Origin of the sequence: Methanococcoides orientis (assembly GCF_021184045.1) — an archaeon.
In the GTDB taxonomy this organism is placed as follows: domain Archaea; phylum Halobacteriota; class Methanosarcinia; order Methanosarcinales; family Methanosarcinaceae; genus Methanococcoides; species Methanococcoides orientis.
The window spans coordinates 1,907,292-1,925,016 of the sequence record NZ_CP073710.1; the positions used below are offsets into that span (position 1 = coordinate 1,907,292).

21 protein-coding genes are annotated in these 17,725 nt (G+C 44.8%); 5 read left to right on the forward strand and 16 right to left on the reverse strand.

All coding sequences use genetic code 11. From position 1 onward, the window contains the following. Window position 1: 1 nt before the first annotated feature. The 3 genes from J7W08_RS09250 to J7W08_RS09260 form a co-directional block, all read right to left on the reverse strand. Window positions 2-814, reverse strand: coding sequence for a hypothetical protein (locus tag J7W08_RS09250; protein ID WP_233084192.1), 813 nt, complete (start codon window positions 812-814; stop codon window positions 2-4). 29 nt (window positions 815-843) lie between these two features. Continuing rightward, window positions 844-1,317 carry a hypothetical protein gene (locus J7W08_RS09255; protein ID WP_233084193.1) on the reverse strand — a complete coding sequence of 158 codons (474 nt, stop codon included), beginning with the start codon at window positions 1,315-1,317 and terminating at the stop codon, window positions 844-846. 73 nt (window positions 1,318-1,390) lie between these two features. Then, the gene (locus J7W08_RS09260) at window positions 1,391-2,491 is read right to left on the reverse strand and encodes an outer membrane lipoprotein-sorting protein (protein WP_233084194.1); all 1,101 of its coding nucleotides are present in this window, start codon (window positions 2,489-2,491) and stop codon (window positions 1,391-1,393) included. 145 nt (window positions 2,492-2,636) lie between these two features. Here J7W08_RS09260 and J7W08_RS09265 point away from each other — a divergent pair, with 145 nt between their 5' ends. Beyond that, the gene (locus J7W08_RS09265; protein WP_233084195.1) at window positions 2,637-3,005 is read left to right on the forward strand and encodes a hypothetical protein; all 369 of its coding nucleotides are present in this window, start codon (window positions 2,637-2,639) and stop codon (window positions 3,003-3,005) included. Window positions 3,006-3,028: 23 nt separating this feature from the next. Here the strand turns inward: J7W08_RS09265 and J7W08_RS09270 are convergent, their stop codons facing one another. After that, the gene (locus tag J7W08_RS09270) at window positions 3,029-3,451 is read right to left on the reverse strand and encodes a Rossmann-fold NAD(P)-binding domain-containing protein (RefSeq protein WP_233084196.1); all 423 of its coding nucleotides are present in this window, start codon (window positions 3,449-3,451) and stop codon (window positions 3,029-3,031) included. A 370-nt stretch (window positions 3,452-3,821) separates the two neighbouring features. Here J7W08_RS09270 and J7W08_RS09275 point away from each other — a divergent pair, with 370 nt between their 5' ends. Then, window positions 3,822-4,235 (forward strand): PaaI family thioesterase, encoded by a 414-nt coding sequence (locus J7W08_RS09275; protein WP_233084197.1) that lies wholly within the window; start codon window positions 3,822-3,824, stop codon window positions 4,233-4,235. On the opposite strand, the gene J7W08_RS09280 is transcribed toward J7W08_RS09275, so the two are convergent. The 3 genes from J7W08_RS09280 to J7W08_RS09290 all read right to left on the reverse strand — a co-directional run bounded on the left by J7W08_RS09280 (window position 4,215) and on the right by J7W08_RS09290 (window position 7,783). Then, window positions 4,215-4,901 carry an HAD family hydrolase gene (locus tag J7W08_RS09280; protein ID WP_233084198.1) on the reverse strand — a complete coding sequence of 229 codons (687 nt, stop codon included), beginning with the start codon at window positions 4,899-4,901 and terminating at the stop codon, window positions 4,215-4,217. The two genes, J7W08_RS09275 and J7W08_RS09280, sit on opposite strands and share 21 nt — an antisense overlap. Window positions 4,902-5,082: 181 nt before the next feature. Beyond that, the gene (locus J7W08_RS09285; protein WP_048196299.1) at window positions 5,083-5,475 is read right to left on the reverse strand and encodes a response regulator; all 393 of its coding nucleotides are present in this window, start codon (window positions 5,473-5,475) and stop codon (window positions 5,083-5,085) included. A 10-nt stretch (window positions 5,476-5,485) separates the two neighbouring features. Beyond that, entirely contained in the window at window positions 5,486-7,783 is a 2,298-nt protein-coding gene (locus J7W08_RS09290) for a PAS domain S-box protein (RefSeq protein ID WP_233084199.1), read from the reverse strand. A 126-nt stretch (window positions 7,784-7,909) separates the two neighbouring features. On the opposite strand from J7W08_RS09290, the gene J7W08_RS09295 reads away from it, so the two are divergent. Continuing rightward, on the forward strand, window positions 7,910-8,533 hold the full coding sequence (locus tag J7W08_RS09295) for an LbetaH domain-containing protein (protein WP_233084200.1): 624 nt from the start codon (window positions 7,910-7,912) through the stop codon (window positions 8,531-8,533). Between the two features lie 14 nt (window positions 8,534-8,547). Here J7W08_RS09295 and J7W08_RS09300 read toward each other — a convergent pair whose 3' ends face one another. The 9 genes from J7W08_RS09300 to J7W08_RS09340 form a co-directional block, all read right to left on the reverse strand. Then, a complete protein-coding gene (locus J7W08_RS09300; protein WP_233084201.1) occupies window positions 8,548-8,985 on the reverse strand; it encodes a rhodanese-like domain-containing protein in 438 nt (145 codons plus the stop codon). Between the two features lie 2 nt (window positions 8,986-8,987). Continuing rightward, the gene (locus tag J7W08_RS09305) at window positions 8,988-9,230 is read right to left on the reverse strand and encodes a DUF2769 domain-containing protein (protein ID WP_233084202.1); all 243 of its coding nucleotides are present in this window, start codon (window positions 9,228-9,230) and stop codon (window positions 8,988-8,990) included. A 42-nt stretch (window positions 9,231-9,272) separates the two neighbouring features. Next, a complete protein-coding gene (locus tag J7W08_RS09310) occupies window positions 9,273-9,959 on the reverse strand; it encodes a fibrillarin-like rRNA/tRNA 2'-O-methyltransferase (RefSeq protein ID WP_233084203.1) in 687 nt (228 codons plus the stop codon). After that, window positions 9,960-10,988, reverse strand: coding sequence for an NOP5/NOP56 family protein (locus J7W08_RS09315; RefSeq protein ID WP_233084204.1), 1,029 nt, complete (start codon window positions 10,986-10,988; stop codon window positions 9,960-9,962). Between the two features lies 1 nt (window position 10,989). Beyond that, entirely contained in the window at window positions 10,990-11,949 is a 960-nt protein-coding gene (locus J7W08_RS09320) for a beta-ribofuranosylaminobenzene 5'-phosphate synthase (protein ID WP_233084205.1), read from the reverse strand. 24 nt (window positions 11,950-11,973) lie between these two features. Then, entirely contained in the window at window positions 11,974-12,672 is a 699-nt protein-coding gene (locus J7W08_RS09325; protein WP_233084206.1) for a DUF2953 domain-containing protein, read from the reverse strand. Between the two features lie 41 nt (window positions 12,673-12,713). Beyond that, the gene (locus tag J7W08_RS09330; RefSeq protein ID WP_233084207.1) at window positions 12,714-13,118 is read right to left on the reverse strand and encodes a GerW family sporulation protein; all 405 of its coding nucleotides are present in this window, start codon (window positions 13,116-13,118) and stop codon (window positions 12,714-12,716) included. Window positions 13,119-13,246: 128 nt separating this feature from the next. Continuing rightward, window positions 13,247-15,427 (reverse strand): ATP-dependent DNA helicase, encoded by a 2,181-nt coding sequence (locus tag J7W08_RS09335; protein ID WP_375141047.1) that lies wholly within the window; start codon window positions 15,425-15,427, stop codon window positions 13,247-13,249. 46 nt (window positions 15,428-15,473) lie between these two features. Then, window positions 15,474-16,106, reverse strand: coding sequence for a type IV pilin N-terminal domain-containing protein (locus J7W08_RS09340; RefSeq protein WP_233084209.1), 633 nt, complete (start codon window positions 16,104-16,106; stop codon window positions 15,474-15,476). A 303-nt stretch (window positions 16,107-16,409) separates the two neighbouring features. Here J7W08_RS09340 and J7W08_RS09345 point away from each other — a divergent pair, with 303 nt between their 5' ends. Both J7W08_RS09345 and pyrH read left to right on the forward strand, forming a co-directional pair. Continuing rightward, on the forward strand, window positions 16,410-16,586 hold the full coding sequence (locus J7W08_RS09345) for a 4Fe-4S binding protein (RefSeq protein WP_048195799.1): 177 nt from the start codon (window positions 16,410-16,412) through the stop codon (window positions 16,584-16,586). Window positions 16,587-16,884: 298 nt separating this feature from the next. Further along, on the forward strand, window positions 16,885-17,589 hold the full coding sequence (gene pyrH, locus J7W08_RS09350) for a UMP kinase (protein WP_233084210.1): 705 nt from the start codon (window positions 16,885-16,887) through the stop codon (window positions 17,587-17,589). Window positions 17,590-17,725: the final 136 nt, after the last annotated feature.

A 17,725-nucleotide genomic window follows, 5' to 3' on the forward strand; every position in this document is an offset into this window, starting at 1 on the left:
ATTATTCGTACACACCCTCATCGGTCACTACATGCCCTTTTACAGTTACCCAACCATCCTGTCCCCCGGTAAGTTCTGTAGAGATACGGTCATTGTAACCATTGTAGCTCCAGCCATACACCCACCACTGGTTCAGACCTTCCATTCTCACTGAGATCTGTACATTGGTATCAGAACCTGTTTCATAATCCGCATAGATACGACTCTCATATTCATACAACTGAGTATGCTCTCCACGGGATACGGGATGTGCAGGATCATCAATTGCTACCTCCAGACCACACTTTGGAGCTAACATCGCCTCGCTCCCAAAAGGATACCTGGTATTTATTTCCGGCTCCACCTCCAGGTTCATCCCGAAGCCGAACAACTCCAGCACCGGAGTTTCGTCCGAATATTCACCAGAGGTCATCCACTCATCTGCAACATCAGGATCATTCACAGGATCATCTTCAGGGACAGCAACTGGATACGAATGATAGGTCGGCACGATCTCATCTGCAGTAATACTGAGCATCGGACCGTACTCCGTATCTACAAGACTGAAATTCCACCCCTCTGGCATATTATGAAGATTCTCAGAGATTAAACTTTCAGCTACCTTCGACCTGTTTTCAAAGACAGGAACCGGCAGGTAAAATGTAACATTTTCCAGTGTAGAACTGGTAGCGATCACTACACCATACTCATAGTCACTTCTGTAACTATCCTCATAGGATTTTTCACCGCTGTAAATTCCTATGGCACCAATTATGACCAGCAGTAGAACGAAAAACAAAACAACTCCAATCCCCAACTTTCTAAACCAGTTCATAAGCGATCACCAGAAATATGATATTCTTTTTAATAATCAAATGCTAACGAAGGGTTCGAGATGATAAGCCGTTTTACTTCTCCCACAGGCAACATATACCCATAGACCTCATCCAGCTTTGGGTTTGACACATCAACACCGTATATCTCAAGATATCGTTGCCTTGCATCCGCTTCGATCACGATCATTTCCTCTTCGCTAATGACCATTTCATAGTCTACCCCTTCCACCATACCTTCAGGAGACTCACCATCCTCAGTTACAAGTAACCTCACATCACTATTCAGCACAGTACCCTCCAGATAATGAGGTAGTTCCCCCTTTGCAAACTTTATGTCGTTCTCAGTTACGTTGAATTCAGAATAAAGCTCATCCAATTCCTCATCAGTATAACTTATATCCGCTGACATACCACCATTTTCACCATGATCCACCCCAACAGCCAGAATAACAATAGAGCACAATGAAACAACCACCAGAACTGCTGCCAATGTTTTCCTCATATGACCCACACCTTAACGATCCATGTGTATGCTTGGGCAACTGACCCAAAAAACAGCTGCCCGAATGTTAACATCAGTTCATCGATCCTGCGATCTCCAACAACTCATCCTTGTCCAGGGAAGCGGTTATCACCAGCTCAATATCATCCACATCCCATCGAAGCATTTTATTCCCATAAACCTCAACAAAGTCCCCGGGAGAGCCATTGACATCAACACTCTCGGAACCAGGGAACTCCGTTGGTCCGGGGAAACCGGCTTCATAGAATATTTCAGTAATATGCAACTGGGAGTCACCATTAATGTAAACCAGAGTTACCCTTTGCAGGACCTGACTCCCGGATGCGAACTCGCTGTTATCGAACAGTGATGCATGATCGAAGTCGTAGCCCTCAGGGATATAGGATGGATGGAGAATATCAAAATCTGCTTTTTCCTGTGCTTCCTCCAAGGTTATATCCTCAGGAAGAGCAAACTCGTTCATGTCAAGGGTGCTAACTTCTGCACCCTCGGGGATCTCGAACTCGAATACTTCATCTGAAATACCGGTATTCACCTGCAAATTGCGGACCTCTACTGAAATAATTACGTTTCCATCGGTATCATAAATGTCATACTTCAACGGCATCCAGGTCTCTTCATCGACCCAGACCTTGATATTCCCGGTAAATGGCCCTGCTGAAGGTACTTCCTCTTTTGGCTCAAGGTTCATTATGAAAGTGTTCCTGCCTTCGATCTTTTCCATTCCGGAAAAAGAGACATCGCTTTCATTCAGGAACTGTGCAATTAGACCAGCATAATTTATTTCCTGATCCAGATCAAGATCCGGCATTTCCATTATAACGACCGAGTTTTGCCTGGGATCATATGTCCACATGGTCTCTCCATTGGAAACAACAATTGTACCTGCCTGTTCTGCAGGCTGTTTAGTGACCGACCTCATCTTCTCTTTTTTCTGGATCATATCCTGCTCCATCACGGATTCCTGACCCATGAGTGACATTGTCATATACAAAGTGAATGAGGAGTCCTCAATAAGGTCATTTTTCTGTTGCATTTTTTCTGCGATCTCTTCTGCTGAGACCTGATCATCCACGCACCCTGCAGATAAAAATGCAGAAAATATCAAAAGGAGAACAAACAAAACTTTGGTTCTTGCTATATTACGTATCATTTCAATTCACGACCACCATTCTCACGGAAGGGTTATATTTGAAATCTACAATGTAGTTAAACATAATAAAAGTTTTGTCTTTACATCAAAATTGTTTTAACTAATCGCCTCATTTCAAAAGACAGAAGCCCGGAGAAGAGAGATTATGCAGAGAAAAGCAGGAAAAGCATTAGGTATAACAGGAGGACTTCTCGCGATCATCGCAGGAGCATATATGTTTGCAGTTACAGTCGGCGGTCTCCAAATAGGAGGAGGAGTAATGATGTACGGAGTGTCTTCTGTATTTGGGATTTCAGACCCCGAGCTTATCATGTCCGCTTTTTGCTTAATGATAATGCTCTTCGGAGCAATGGGGATCGCAGGAGGAATATATGCCGAAAAGGATCAGCAGCTTGCAGGCATATTGATGATCATACCGGCTATCTTCGGATTTGTATTACTGAGCGTGATATGGGCACCTGTCGCTGCAATGCTTATTCCGGGAGGAATACTGACCATACGTTCAGGCAAATGAATCCTTGCCTGATGGAAGGAGGATCAATATTTTCCTGTCAGTTTAGCGATCGCCCTGTGTACTCCATGGATGCTCAGATCACTGCCTAAGTACATCATGGGACACCTGCCTGTAAAACATTGATGTTCAGCACATAGTTCCCTTACAGCAGGCGTGTCGGTCCTCCAGTGGATCCAGGTATTGACAACACCCTTTTCAAAGAGCTGATTCATAGCATCGGCAGGTTCCATGGTGGTCAGACCAATCACTGCATTCTCAATACCATCAGGGACTTCTCCTACGGACTTGATGGTATCAAACTCCGGCCTGTTGGAAAGATCAACATAATAGACGGTTTTACCACGCTTTTTCAGCTCATTGGCTGCCCACTTGATCGCAGGTTTTGTTTTGTCGTCCACTACGACATACTCATCTGCATCCCAGAACTCCGAATAATTCAATCCCATATTAGCACTCCCTTGATATCGGAAAATAATTTTACAATAATAAAATGTAATTAACTACTTAAAATAATCTTATACTTCGTCCTTTAAAATACCTTCTATTTGCTCTTTAGTCAGATTCACACCCCTGAATTTGCCTAATATTATACAGATATATCCGAAAAGTGCAAAATATATTGATCCGAACAATTTCTTCCAGTGGAAATGGGGGGGTTTATGCGGACATACATCCTTATTCTCATTAATGGATAGTGCTTTCCTAAGTAGGTGCTTTTTTTAGTAACATATGATAGTATTAAAGATAATAGCAGGAACAAAAATATACCATATGCAAACAACTACCCATCTGTTAAAGCAAAAAAGAGGAAAGAATTTGGACCAGATAAAAGAGTTCTTCAAACGAGATAAATTTGCAGAATATATCAACGCCGAGCTTCTAGAAGTCTCAGAGGGATATGCAAAAGCAAAGATGGACATTCAGGAACACCACCTCAATGGCGTAGGCATCGTACAGGGCGGAGCAACATTTACCCTTGCAGACTTCACTTTTGCAGCTGCTGCCAACTCCCACGGGACAGTTGCAGTTGCAATAAATGCAACAATATCTTTCGTGACAGCTGCAACCTCAGGAACACTGACAGCCGAAGCACGAGAAACGTCAAGGAACCCGAAGATAGCAACCTATACAATCGAAGTTACCGATGACAACAGCAATACTATTGCCATCTTCCAGGGAATGGTATACAGGAAAAAACAGACATTAGAGTCATTTATTGATCAGGCGTAAGGATTCGATCTCACCTTTTTCCGGATGTTCGAGACCAAGCAGGAATTCCTTCAGCATCCGGTGATCATCCACAATTTTGTCAGCATTGATGATGCTCTCTTTACTGACATAAGTAGGCACACCCACACAGAACATACCGGCCCTGTTCGCAGCCTCCACACCCATTGGTGCATTCTCCACCACAAGGCACTCACTCCGGTCAACATTCAACACCTCAGCGACCTTAAGGAAAGGATCAGGGGCAGGTTTCCCATGTTCTACATCCTCGCCACTGAGAACAATGTCAAAAATACCCTCGAACAATCTCCCAATAACATCATGCACGATATTCCTGTCGGCACCCGAGACCACTGAAAGCATGAAACGCTCCCTCAATATCGGAAGGCAATCATCAATTTCCCTGAATGACTTCAACACAAGTATCCTTGCAAACTCTGCCCTGTATCTTTTAATCAGGCCATCGACATCAAAATCAAGAGGATCGATCCCTTCCTTCTCAAGCAGGAAACTGACGATCTCTACGGTCTTCGACCCTTCCTTGTCATAAATGTCCTGTTTGTCCATATTGATGCCCAATTCATCAAAGATATGCTGCATAGCCTCGGTATGATAGGACATAGAGTCCACCAGTACACCATCCATGTCGAATATCAAAACTTTTAGCACAAATTACACCCTTTAAAACGAATAGATTCCAAACACTCAACATACTAAGATGAACGGAGCTATAACACAGGTTATTGATATAGCTTATTAAAATAAGCTATTCCCATAACGTGACAACAAAAAATTTACACTAAAAATACGAATATACCTGCAACGTCTGCAGATACAATTTCCCATCCAATTATTTTAACCTGATCTCTTTCTCATGCTTGTGGAGAGCCATCTCGATATTGGACTTGAGGTCCTGTTCCTTGAACGGCTTTGAGATGTAACCATAGGGCTCAGCAAGTTTCGCCCTCTCAAGGGTCTTATCATCAGTATATGCTGTAAGGAAGATCACCGGAATATCGAATTTTTCCCTGATCTTTTCAGCTGCCTCGATGCCATCCATCTCACCTCTGAGCATGACGTCCATTAGCACAAGATCAGGATAGAACAGATCCGCTTTTATAATAGCATCCTCTCCTGAAGGAGCCGTGCCAACTACGGAATAACCCATCATTTCAAGCTTGTTCTTTATGCTTAAAGCAACGATATTCTCATCCTCGACGACTAAAATATTTGCCTGTTTCATCTTGTGACCTTCAGATCCTATTTTTTTCATTGAATATTATTGTGAAAGCTGTTCCGCAAGTCCGATCCATATCAATAGTTCCCCCTATCTGATCGACCAGCGTTTTCAAAAGCTGTAAACCCAATGAAGTGCTTTTTTTATAATCAATTCCCTCAGGGAACCCTACACCATTATCACTCACGAATAGTATAAATTTATTTTCATCCCCATGCTTTAGATCAATACAGATCTTCCCCGACATTCCCTCAAAAGCATGTTTCAAAGAGTTGGTCACCAATTCATTTATGATTATCCCAAGAGGGATTGCCGTATCCATGCTCAAAAAGATATCCTCGACACGAAGTTCCAGTTCAATATCCTTATCAAGAGAATATGAACTTATAAGCTCAGCTGAGAGCTTCTGGATATAATCAGCAAAATTGATGCTTTCCATATCTGTTGACTGGTAAAGTTCCTCATGGATCAATGACATCGACATAACACGACTCCTGCTCTCCATAAAAGCCTGAACCACAGAAGAATCATCAAACTCCATAGAACAAAGATCGAGCAAACTGCAGATTATCTGAAGGTTGTTCTTGATACGATGATGGATCTCCTTTTTTCGCATCGCTTCGACTTCCATCAACGCCTTTTCTGCATTCTTGCGTTCAGTGAGATCATGGATTGTGACAATTATGCGCTCCTTACCTCCGATCATAGCCGATCTTGCCATGACCTCGGTCCAGAACAGCTCACCATTCTTCCTCTTTCCCTGCCATTCAGCATTTGCAAACCCATTTTCAGATGCAGTATCGATAAGCCACATGATCTTTTCCAATGAATAGAGAGCCTTTCCCTGCTTAATATCCTCAGCAGTCCTTCCAAGCACTTCTTCCCTGGAATAGCCTGCCATCTCACACCCCCTGTCATTGATATCAAGCATCCTGTAATTCTCCTTTTCATGGATAGTTATACCATCAAGTGAACCATTGAAAACGACACGATAGGTTTCCTCAGAATTTTTCAGGGCTTCCTCTGTATTCCTGAACTCGGTCACATCCTCACCAGAACATAACATGCCTGTGATAACACCTTCATCATCTTTCAGAACCACAGTATGCCATGCAATGATCCGTACATCTCCGGCGTCAGTGACAATGCTACTCTCAGAATATTCCATGACATTAGTGTCGCCAGCCATTATTTTAGGGAAAGCTTTGCGCCCCTGAAAACTGAACTCTTCTGAAAACCCCAGATCATACCATTTCTTCCCGAGGAGCTCGGACTCAGGAAGACCGAACATCCTGCAACCCTTCCTATTTATAGAGATCACCGTCTGATTCCGATCAACTGCAAAAATGATGACACCTGCTATATTCAGGTAATTCTGGAGCTTGTCCTTTTCCATTTTGAGCATAAGTTCTGCACGTTCCCGGTCGGAGATATCCCTGCATATGCTAAAATAAGCATCTTTTCCATTCCATTTGCCAGGAGTTACTTTCACTTCAACCGGAATGGAAAACCTGTCTTTTGTGAGTATGGGAATTGAAAAGGAAGCATGGTTTTTCTCATGCACTTCCTCAATGGCCTTTATGACCTCACCGCGATATTTTTCGGAATGCAAACCCATGGGACCTAATTTGCAGAACTCTTCCAGCGTATAGCCCAGCTTATCGAGGGTCTTTTTGTTGGCATCGATGATATTACCCTCTACATCTAGCACAAAAAAAAGGTCTTCAATGCTTTCGAACAGGGTCTGCAGATCCTTTTGCCTTTTTTCCAGTTTCATTTCGGACCGGATCCTTGCGATGAAACCACCTATTTGTACAGCAATGGCTTCCAGGGAATCCTTAATTTCAGAAGGTAGTACATCATGGCTATGTGAAGCAACGTTCAAACTGGCCACCACTTTACCACCGTATGTTATCGGAAGAATCCCACACCCAAGCATACCTTTTGTGAACGGATCAGAAGGGATCTTATCCGTAAACTCAAAACAAGCCCCATACAAAGGCAAACCTTTTTCGAGGACATCATGCTGAGGAGAATCTGGCCTATAATGGGAATTTCTGCGAATGAATTGCTCTGAAAGGTTCTTCTGCATTACAAGATAGATCTCATCAGTATCCTCGTCGACAAAATATATGCCACCGCAATCAATAACCCCTATGTTAAGGGTTGTTTCAAGCAAAAGTTCAAGGTTTGTGAGCAAATTGCTACTGGAAAACAAAGCAATACCTATATCTCGCTGGATACGCAGCAACCTATCCGACACAGGAGCGTTTACATCAACCCCTTTTACCGGTTCATTTTCAGATATGTACATGCTAACTCCCAAAGAAAAAACGCAGATATTGGATATTAAGTTACCTAAATGCTTATAGATAAGCCTTGATTTCTCCCGAGGGAAACCAATTATTAATAGAAAACCATTATAATTCTCCGTGATACTATGCCAGAAAACGTTGAAGCAAATCCTATAACTTCATGGAATCCGCAAAGCAAGCATCCGAATATCTCTGAGACCGCATACATACACCCGCAGGCAACGGTCATCGGGGCAGTTTCCATCGGTGAAAAAGTTATGGTCGCCCCCTATGCTTCCGTAAGAGGAGATGAGGGATTGGACATCAGAGTCGATGATCACAGCAATGTACAGGACGCAGTTGTCCTTCACGGCCGTCAGACCATTGACCAGAATGGCAACCCTATAAAGGAGAACCAGGTAGAAGTCAACGGAGAGAACTATTCGATCTACATAGGGAAGCGTGTATCCCTTGCCCACCAAGCACAGGTTCACGGACCAGCTGTTGTTTTTGACGATGTGTTCATAGGCATGCAGACATTTGTCTATAAGGCAACAATTGGAAAGAACTCAGTACTTGAACCAAAGGCCTGCGTGATCGGTGCAAATGTCCCGGAGAACAGATACGTCCCTGCAGGAGTTACCATCACATCTCAGGAAGATGCAGACAACCTGCCTGAAATATACGAAGGATACACATTCAAGCACACTAACCAAGAGGTCGTAGAAGTGAATGTCGAGCTGGCAGACGGATACAACCAGAGGAAATAAGATCAAAATAAAATTTAAGAGGAGGAACCGTTCACGTACGGGTAACCCTCTGCTTTCCATTTGTTGATACCACCCAGCATGTTGTAAACATCGGTATATCCGGCATCAACAAGAATGTTGCTTGCTGTGACACTTCTCGCACCCGTGCGACAGTAAACCAGTATCGTTTCATCCCTTGGAACCTCGTCCAGCCGTGAGCTAAGTTCGTTAACATTAATGTTCACAGCACCTTCGATGTGCTCAGTTTCGAACTCATTGACAGTACGGACATCCAGGAGGAAAACGTCCCCGGAATCGATCATTTTTTTTGCATCCTGTACCGAGACATCCATGTATCCTGCGGTGCTATCGACCTCATCCACCTTATATGAGGTAACCGGGTTAGCACAACCTAAAATGAAACAGGAAATTACAAGAATTACAAGAACCAGTACAATTTTCTCAGAGATCATATTCAGTCATCCTCCATTCTGCAAAAATATTCACCTTCAAGAGCAAACTGGCTATAAACATAGCATTCTTTACAGAGACAGCCCGCTTTTTCAGAAACAGGTAACTTGTTACCCTTTGCACAGAACATATACCCATCTCCAGGGGATGATGGACAATGTTTACAATTGCAGGCTTTGGAATGATGAAATGAAGGACATATCCCAAAGTATTTCCCACCGATCTTTTCTCCTTCAATATCAGACATAATTGATTCCCATAAAATATAGGGAAGACCTTCCCTTTATCTTTATCTGAGGACCATTTGTGCGATCAGGCCGAGGTGGTCCTCATGGAAAGGTGCAAGATCCTGCTTTTTTATGATCTGGAACTTAGTATCAAATTCCTTTTCAAGCTTCTTTACCTCTTCTTTGAACACCTTTGCAGGATTGGCAACAGTATCAATGCTCCTTGCCTTGATAGACAGGAGAAGATGACCATCATTCTTCAAAAATTGTCCGCAGTTCACTGCCGCGATCTGTGCCTGGTTGGGCTGTGCCACATCCTGGAAGACCACGTCGACCTGTTCAACGATATGTGCGTAGGAAGCAGGATGGTTAGCATCTGCAAGGATCGGGATTATGTTCGGCCTTGTATCGCATAGCTGTATCAGTTCCCTCATGGTCCGAGGGGAGAATTCCACAGCATAAACCAGACCATCGGTGACAATATCAGAAACGTGGCTCACAGTGGTTCCGGACGCCGCACCCAGGTACAGGACATGAGAATCCCTTTTGATAGGAATGGTCATTTTCTTGAGAACCATTGCAGCAAGCTTGCTCCTGCGGGCATCCCAGATGCGGTACTCGTCCCCTTCCGCCTCTACGAGTCTTTCCCCATAGACAGCTGAACCGGGTACTGCATTCTTTGTACCGATGAACCTCTTGCCACTCTTCTGTACTTCGAAAATACCATCTGAAAGTTCTTTTGCAGCCATTTAACGCCTGCCCCCTGAATTCTTGTTCCCCTTAGCCTTACCCCGGCCTTTCCCGGAAGGTTTCTCCCTTGCAGGAGGCTTTGGATTGGAACTTTTTATTGAGTTTACCTTCTTCTCAAGACCGACCTTTATAGCAGGGCTCAGTTCTCCTGAATAGACATCTGTGCGGCAGGCAAGACTAATCTTTGCAGCCAGTGCACGTGCGATCTTACCCCTCTGCCACCAGGGGGAGTTCTTGATGAGTGGATGATTGAATATCAAACCGTGCTTCGGCGAAGGAGCACGGGACCTGAGATGCTTGAAAAGTGCCCGGCTGGCACCCATTACCTGGACCGTGCTGGAGGGCAGTTGTGAAAGTCTCTCAAGACCGCCTGTCATACTGATCAGGCGTGCACCGATAAGAGGACCTGCGATATTTGTAAGGTTTGGAGCGATCTCTTCCATGTTCCTGAGAATGCTTTCCTCGATACTGTGCCGGTTATCATACATATCACATATGTTCGAAGCGAACTGCTTCACAAGTTCCTCATCAGCAGGAGGAAGTTCGGCACCCATGGAGGATGAAGCCTTATCGAACATCGGGTCATCAGCAGGTATGTTGGAACGTGCACCATGCTCTTTTACGAATCTTGCAAGCTGCTCTGAACTGAATCCCAGTTCCGGGAAATGCAATCCATACCACTCTGACAAGCGCTCAGACAGTGCATTTGCTGCATCATCGATGTCATCCAGTGCTTCAACTGCCTGAATGATACGCATGTCCGGTGTGTTGGTGCGGGAAATACGCAATTTTCCTGCACGTATGCTCACATTGCGAAGCAGGGAATCGTATTCCCGGTCATCTTCCACGAAATCGAAGGAGATCGCCGGAGCGCGGATGTCGAAACCTGCTTCGGGGGGGTGTGCACCTGCAACATTCCGTTGAAGCAGACCTTCTGCAAGCTCCTCGACATCCTTATTGAAAAATTCGCAATCAACAACAACATTATCCTCAAGGGTTAGGACCCCATACCATGTAATGATCTTCAAATCAATCCTTCCATATTTTTGCACCGGAGTTGTTCGCACGTGTCAGGACAACGTTGCCACCAACGGTATCATCAAGGAAAAGCTGTGCTTCCTTTCTTATCTGTTCAGCTATACGTCTGTGGTCCACAACACCAAATACCACAGGTCCAAAAGAGCTCATTCCTGCACCTGCTGCCCCAAGGTCCTGCATGAACTCGATAAGGTCTCGCACAGCCGGTGACTGCAAAGCAACCTCTCGTTTCTTGAAACCAACTGACTGCAAATGATTCAGGGCCATTCCGAAGTTCTCAATATCACCCTCTATGATCGAAGGCATCATCTGCATCAGCACAACATGACTAACTTCCTGAACTTCCCGAAGAGGAATAGGACACTCTTTTTTGAATATATCCACTTCCTGGGCATCATGTGCCCCTTTGGAATCCGGAAGTGCCAGTATGATGTCCCACTCCGGAAAGTCATGCCTGAAGATCACCGGAGCTGGATCCGCCCTGCTGGCAGATGAAGGAGAAAATGACCCCTTATCACTGAACTTATGCCCGCAATCGACAAGGAAACCGCCATTCTCAAAAGAAGCAACCCCTATACCGGAAGTTCCACCCCTGCCAACCCTGATGGCAAGTTCGTTGACGCTCAATCCAAGATCATAAAGTTCGTTAACTGCTGCTGCAGCGCTCAGGGCTATCTGGGTACCGGACCCCAGACCAACATGAGGAGGCATATCTTCTTCCACATGGACCTTTATGCCTTCACCTTCGGGTAATAAAGATTCCACAGCTCCATATACCCTGTCTGAAAGACTTGATCCACCCGTTATTTCGATCCCATCATGCTTTTCAGCACTCAGTGTGATGTTAGGCGAATCAAGGGTTATCCCCACACCGCCATCCACCCTTCCGAGCTCTGCATTCATGTCTATCAAAGACAGATGCAATCTGGATGGAGATCTTATTTTAATCATGCTCGTTTATCAGCGTTCATAATATTAAACACTAACACCCGAACGGGAAGAGCGTTTGTTTTTAATGAACCACCAGCCTGTACCCAGCACTTTCCTGCTGAATATGAACCTCAGCAGAGGGGGAATAAAAGACCCGATGCGGAACCGGATATCGCCTGACATGTTCACATCTAACCCCTCTTCGGCAAACAAAGGATTAACAGAATAATGGAATTTCCTGCAACCACTGTGAACCACAGATGCCAGGGTATGAAGATATCCGCAAAGCATCCCGGTATCTGCCGGGTTAGGAAGACCGTAGTCCAGATCACAGGACAACTCACGAATATGTATGGAGGAAAGGATCCCTTTCAACAGGCTAAAGACAGGATCGCGGATACCATAGACCATACGCCCTTGTGTATAATAATCATCAAAGGACTCCCGCATGCCAGACCCTTCCTCTCGATCGGATTTACCCTTGTCTTCCACTTTGCCTTTTTCCCCGTCCCAGGTGCCACCTTCATCTGCCTTATCCAAATGCTTTTCTTTGTTGTCAGATTCCTTTTCCAGAGATTTCTTCTTCGAGAAATGCGTCGAAAGGATTGTCCACTTCACATCTGCTCTGCTATGAACGCCATTCAGGTCGGCCCTTACACTGAAAACAACGTCTATCGGAGCTAACAGGATAAGCCCCAGTAAAAGAATAATGCAAAGGCTAAGCGAGTAGATGAGAAGTGACATGTTCAACCGCTTATGGTGTTGTAAAAAGAAGTGATAGCGGATTATTCGCCATCATCCTCAGGCACATCGCCCTCAGGTTCCTTTTCTTCACCCTTTTTCATCTTCCCTTTTGCAGATTTTATCTTTTCGAAGACCTCCGGGACAGCTTCGATCAGTTTCCCGAAATCGCTCTTTCCGGAAAGGGTCATCAGTCGAACACCTTCTTCCTCTATCACAAGGAAAGCAACAGGCTCGATCTTAGCACCCCCCCCGCCTCCACCACCGAATCCGGTTTCAGTTTCACCTTTGGTACCTTCTCCGCCACCGCTGCCAAAACCAAAGGAAACCTTGGTTACAGGAATGATGGTCTTGTCCCCGGCAACTACTGGTTCTCCGATCACTGTCTTTGCACTGACCATCCGCTCAAGCTCGGTGGTCACTTCTTTTATGACATCTTCGACTCCCATATCGATAACCTCCCAATTATCCGGAAGCTGTATCACAACACCCGGATACGTGCTATATAAAAGAAATTATGGTGGACAACAGTATAAATGTATCCCCACAGGAATACATTCAAAAACCTAAAATGTCTTTACTGCCCCTCGTTGTCCATGAAGAAGTTCATCAGCGAATACTTCACTTTCTCAGGGTCCACATCCACGAACTCTTTACTTTCTGCAGGCGGGAACACATCGAAGACAGCGAACTTGCCGAACCTCTGCTTTGAATCGGTCAGGAACCTGCCATCAAGAAGTATGCGTGCACCGTAATCCTCAGGGGAACGGACAACCCTGCCCATGGCCTGCCGGATCTTGCGTATCGTTGGAACCTGTATGGCATATTCCCATCCTGCACCGTAACCAAAGACATGATCATATGCTGATTCTACTGCATTCATCCTGTCATTGAGGGCCGGATAGCCCACACCTACGATAATAACAGTGCGACCCCTGCCATCACGGTAATCTATACCCTCACTCAGGGTCCCCCAGAGATAGGACATCAGCACGGCCTTGCCACCGGACTCACCTATAGCAAAGAATTCCTGCCTGACTTCCTGGGAAGACACACCTACCTCATCAAGGAAGATAGGCACATCTATTCTGGGTTCCAGTTTTGAATAGAACCTCTTTGCCTCAAAGGAGCTCTGGAAAAAGATGATAACATTCCCCTTTGAATGCTCAATTGAATCCAGAAGAACCTGCTCCAGCAACCCGACAGTATGCGGATCATCCCGGTTCTTGGCAAAGAGAGGAGGGATGGACACTGCAATTGAAAGGCGTTTTTCTTCCGGGAAGGAGGTGCCGAAGGATATCTCGCAGGTTTCCCGTGTGATCCCAAGTGTCTTCTTCACCATCTCGAACGGATGAAGTGTCGCTGACATCAGTACGCCTGAGAACAGGGAATTAAAGAGCGGTTCTGTAACGTTCTTGGGGATACATGTGAACAGTTCCACGCGACCGTAGATCTCATCGTTCATATCCCTGCGGACATTTAGTATAGGATAATAGTTCGGATTATGGGACAGCTCCAGGTAAGCTGAAAGGAAATCTGCAACATACCGAATGTGGGAGCGTTTCATAACACCAGTTAAACCTTTCTTGTACTGGTCACGGTAGGTCTCATCGAGTTTTGCCCCGATCTCGCTTGCCTCTGAGAGAAGTATCTGGATCTCATCCTTGTCACCAAAATCCTCCTTTGCGTTGCGAAGGAACCTTGCACGTACTATGTCGTTGCGGTCATAGGGATCACTGATACGCATATCATACCAGTTCTTCCTGACACGTTCGCGCTCACCGAACTTGAACCTGGAATTGTAGGTTTCGGTAATAACATCCTGGAAGACCTTGAACAGGTTGTGGATATTGTCATCTGCCAGAAGGTCGATGTTGGCCTCAAGTTCTGCCCTTGCTTTTTCGATGGAATGCTCGGTCAGGGAGATAGATGAATGGGAACGTGCTGCCGATTCGATGTTATGCGCTTCATCAAAGATAGCGATGACATCCTGGGGTTCCTTTTCAAGCCAGCCCAGTACCGTTGAGAAGATATCCGCATTCAGCACATGGTGATAATTGCAGATCAGAAGGTCCGCATGCTTGAGTTCACGTTTTAGCAGCTCATATCCACACATACCATTTTGAAGAGCATGGTCATTGACCTCTTCTGGAGTGCGTACTTCTTTAAAGAGCCAGTCACGGAACTTTTCGCTATCAGACCTCAGAACCTCATAAAGGTCATTGCAGGAACGATCACGCAGGCCTTTAGCCTTCTCTTCCAGAGCATCGAGCTCCTTTGCAAGTTCATCACGAAGTGCTACAAAGGCCTGATCATGGGATTTCTTGTAGCTTTCTCTTGCAGACCTGAGCTCCTGCCGCTTAAGATGCATTTCCCGCTCGGCCTCCATAAGCTCAAAGGTGTTCTCCCTTTTGACAGAACACTCCTCATAATCCGCTTCATGGGGACACATTGTGGTCTTCCCTTTCACAATAGCAACCTTGACATCGTGCATCTTCTTGATGTCACGGGCTTCATTGATGAACTGGACCATCTGCTGATGTACGTTCGTAGCTATAATGACGGTCTTGTCAAGCTGCTTACCCACGTGCAGTGATGGTGACAGAGCACTCAGCGTCTTGCCGGTCCCGCATGCGCCCTCGAATAGTACGAACTGCTTCTGCAGAAGGGCAGAATGTATTCGGTCCATTGCCTCCTTCTGGTTATTATAACATGAATTCTTGGGGAAATATTTCATATACGCGGGATTGTCACTCATCGCACACCCTATGTATTCACCCTACTTTAATGGTAGTGATAGATCATCAGTCCAGAGGTCTTACCGACACAATATCCTCTGCAATAACACGATCGGTAGTACTATCAAACACCTTAACAGTTATCAGAGTGCCTTGCCTGAAGCCGTAATTATTAGAAGTATCCGAGTAACTCCCAACACTAACACGGACCGTAGAAGCATCCGTACCATTGATACTGTCATCGCCATTAAGCACCAGGAACTCACCGGCAGACCACAGGCCATCGTCGATGCATGGGTTATTGCTCTTGTAGGTTGCACATGTACCGGAAGGAGTCAGGTCGTAATATTTTGCAGTTACCTGCCCGTACACCTTGAATCCGCCATGCCCCACTTTACCGACATAGCTGCTTCCATCGCCACTTAGGACCACAAAAGTGGAGTCAAGGTCCAGCGGATCTCCGCCTTTGTGTTCGAGTATCACATAGTTCTCTTTATACTGCACTGCATTCGGAACGCCACCAACAGCATCTTTGACCTCTATCATAGCCATGGGCGTAGAAGAGGAAATGCTTCCAAAGATACCGTCACCAATTACTGCTGCTGCCACCACACCTCCAAGAAGCACGGTCAACATGACCAGCAGAAGCGCTCCGATTATTGGTGCTACTGCACCATCGTTTTTTAGGATCGCTACCATAATCTCAACCAACCGGGTAGATTGCAGAGGAATATTAAAGATTTTTGACAGACAGTTGCTATATATAAAACAAGAACTTGAATTGAACCCACTTTTTTAAAAATAGGAGATGCGAGTTATTGAAAAGTATATCCTGAAATAGCAATGAATAGCCAGATATATACATAGCCGGTCTTACTAGTTTCTTAAAAGTGAGAAACGTGTTTGGATAATCGATAGCTTTTTATCTAACTTATTTAATGGGTATATTGCAAAATTTGCAACTAATACAAGTTAAACCAACTTGAATAGGAGAAAATAATAATGGTAGCAGTAATTAACAGAGATGAATGTGTAGGATGCGGAACATGTGTAGATGACTGCCCATCCGAAGCAATTTCAATGGACGGCGACAACATCGCTGTAGTAGATGCTGACGAATGTATTGACTGTGGTGCATGTGTGGACTCCTGTCCAACAGATGCGATCACAATGGAATAAGCCTGCTTATTCCATTTATCTTTCTATTTTTCTATTAATTATTTTGTATTGTATCGTATTTTTTGTTTTGCATCTTTTGTTTTCCATACTGTTTATTTCAATTGATGATTTAGAGTCAGTCATTTCACATTGATCATTATCAGAAGAATTACGTTTCAGATCCGAGCGTACATTTAATAGTTAACATGGGTGAGTGAAACAATAACTTTTTTACCCGCAACCAAAAATAAAGCCATAGGATGTTGTTCATTGTGGCGATAGATTTAAAGCATTGACAACGTTAGGAGTAAAGATCATCATGTTAGTTGTATTATCAGTAGGTGGATCCATACTCGCAAAGGACCTGGATCCTGAGCATTTTGTTGCTTATGCTTCCGCACTCAGGGAACTGGGACGGGAACATAAGTTAGTGATAGTAACCGGTGGCGGTGTTGCAGCAAGGAATTACATAGACGTTGCAAGAAGTGTCGGAGCAAACGAAGTCGTATGTGATTTTATTGGAATTGACATCACAAGACTAAACGCCCAGCTCCTGATCGCAGCACTTGGAAAAGATGCGTATCCCGAACCACCTACCAGTTACAAGGAAGCTGAATCTGCCCTTTCATCCGGAAAGATAGTGGTAATGGGAGGAGTTATTCCAGGCCAGACCACAGATGCGGTTTCCGCAGTTCTTGCCGAATATCTCAATGCAGACATGATGGTGATCGCAACATCCGTTGACGGTGTATATTCAAGTGATCCAAGAGAAGACCCGGATGCAAAGAAATATGATGTCATGACAGCAAAGGAACTTGTCAGCGTCGTAATTTCAACAGAAATGAAAGCCGGATCCAAATCACCTGTCGACCCTCTTGCCTCCAAGATCATCGAGCGATGCAACATTGATACCATCGTAATGGATGGAACTGATCCTGAAGATGTACTTCAGGTCGTACTTCAGGAATGCTCAAAAGTAGGAGAGATAACCGGAGTACACCTTGGAACACGTATTATCGGCTGATATAAGGTAAATGTAGAGCTGATAAACGACATTTTTCATTGATGGCAAAATAAACTTGTGATGGAGATTGGATAAAACCCATCACAGGAAAGCATCTTTTTTTGGAATATTTTTATATAATAGCATGATACATCTA

Excerpts from the sequence above, each read along its gene's own strand:
- J7W08_RS09325 (WP_233084206.1), bottom strand. The coding sequence starts at position 12,672 with ATGTCACTTCTCATCTACTCGCTTAGCCTTTGCATTATTCTTTTACTG.
- J7W08_RS09265 (WP_233084195.1), top strand. The coding sequence starts at position 2,637 with ATGCAGAGAAAAGCAGGAAAAGCATTAGGTATAACAGGAGGACTTCTC.
- J7W08_RS09250 (WP_233084192.1), bottom strand. The coding sequence starts at position 814 with ATGAACTGGTTTAGAAAGTTGGGGATTGGAGTTGTTTTGTTTTTCGTT.
- J7W08_RS09285 (WP_048196299.1), bottom strand. The coding sequence starts at position 5,475 with ATGAAACAGGCAAATATTTTAGTCGTCGAGGATGAGAATATCGTTGCT.
- J7W08_RS09300 (WP_233084201.1), bottom strand. The coding sequence starts at position 8,985 with ATGATCTCTGAGAAAATTGTACTGGTTCTTGTAATTCTTGTAATTTCC.
- J7W08_RS09320 (WP_233084205.1), bottom strand. The coding sequence starts at position 11,949 with ATGATTAAAATAAGATCTCCATCCAGATTGCATCTGTCTTTGATAGAC.
- J7W08_RS09305 (WP_233084202.1), bottom strand. The coding sequence starts at position 9,230 with ATGTCTGATATTGAAGGAGAAAAGATCGGTGGGAAATACTTTGGGATA.
- J7W08_RS09260 (WP_233084194.1), bottom strand. The coding sequence starts at position 2,491 with ATGATACGTAATATAGCAAGAACCAAAGTTTTGTTTGTTCTCCTTTTG.
- J7W08_RS09330 (WP_233084207.1), bottom strand. The coding sequence starts at position 13,118 with ATGGGAGTCGAAGATGTCATAAAAGAAGTGACCACCGAGCTTGAGCGG.
- J7W08_RS09255 (WP_233084193.1), bottom strand. The coding sequence starts at position 1,317 with ATGAGGAAAACATTGGCAGCAGTTCTGGTGGTTGTTTCATTGTGCTCT.
- J7W08_RS09345 (WP_048195799.1), top strand. The coding sequence starts at position 16,410 with ATGGTAGCAGTAATTAACAGAGATGAATGTGTAGGATGCGGAACATGT.
- J7W08_RS09270 (WP_233084196.1), bottom strand. The coding sequence starts at position 3,451 with ATGGGATTGAATTATTCGGAGTTCTGGGATGCAGATGAGTATGTCGTA.
- J7W08_RS09295 (WP_233084200.1), top strand. The coding sequence starts at position 7,910 with ATGCCAGAAAACGTTGAAGCAAATCCTATAACTTCATGGAATCCGCAA.
- J7W08_RS09290 (WP_233084199.1), bottom strand. The coding sequence starts at position 7,783 with ATGTACATATCTGAAAATGAACCGGTAAAAGGGGTTGATGTAAACGCT.
- J7W08_RS09335 (WP_375141047.1), bottom strand. The coding sequence starts at position 15,427 with ATGAGTGACAATCCCGCGTATATGAAATATTTCCCCAAGAATTCATGT.
- pyrH (WP_233084210.1), top strand. The coding sequence starts at position 16,885 with ATGTTAGTTGTATTATCAGTAGGTGGATCCATACTCGCAAAGGACCTG.
- J7W08_RS09340 (WP_233084209.1), bottom strand. The coding sequence starts at position 16,106 with ATGGTAGCGATCCTAAAAAACGATGGTGCAGTAGCACCAATAATCGGA.
- J7W08_RS09310 (WP_233084203.1), bottom strand. The coding sequence starts at position 9,959 with ATGGCTGCAAAAGAACTTTCAGATGGTATTTTCGAAGTACAGAAGAGT.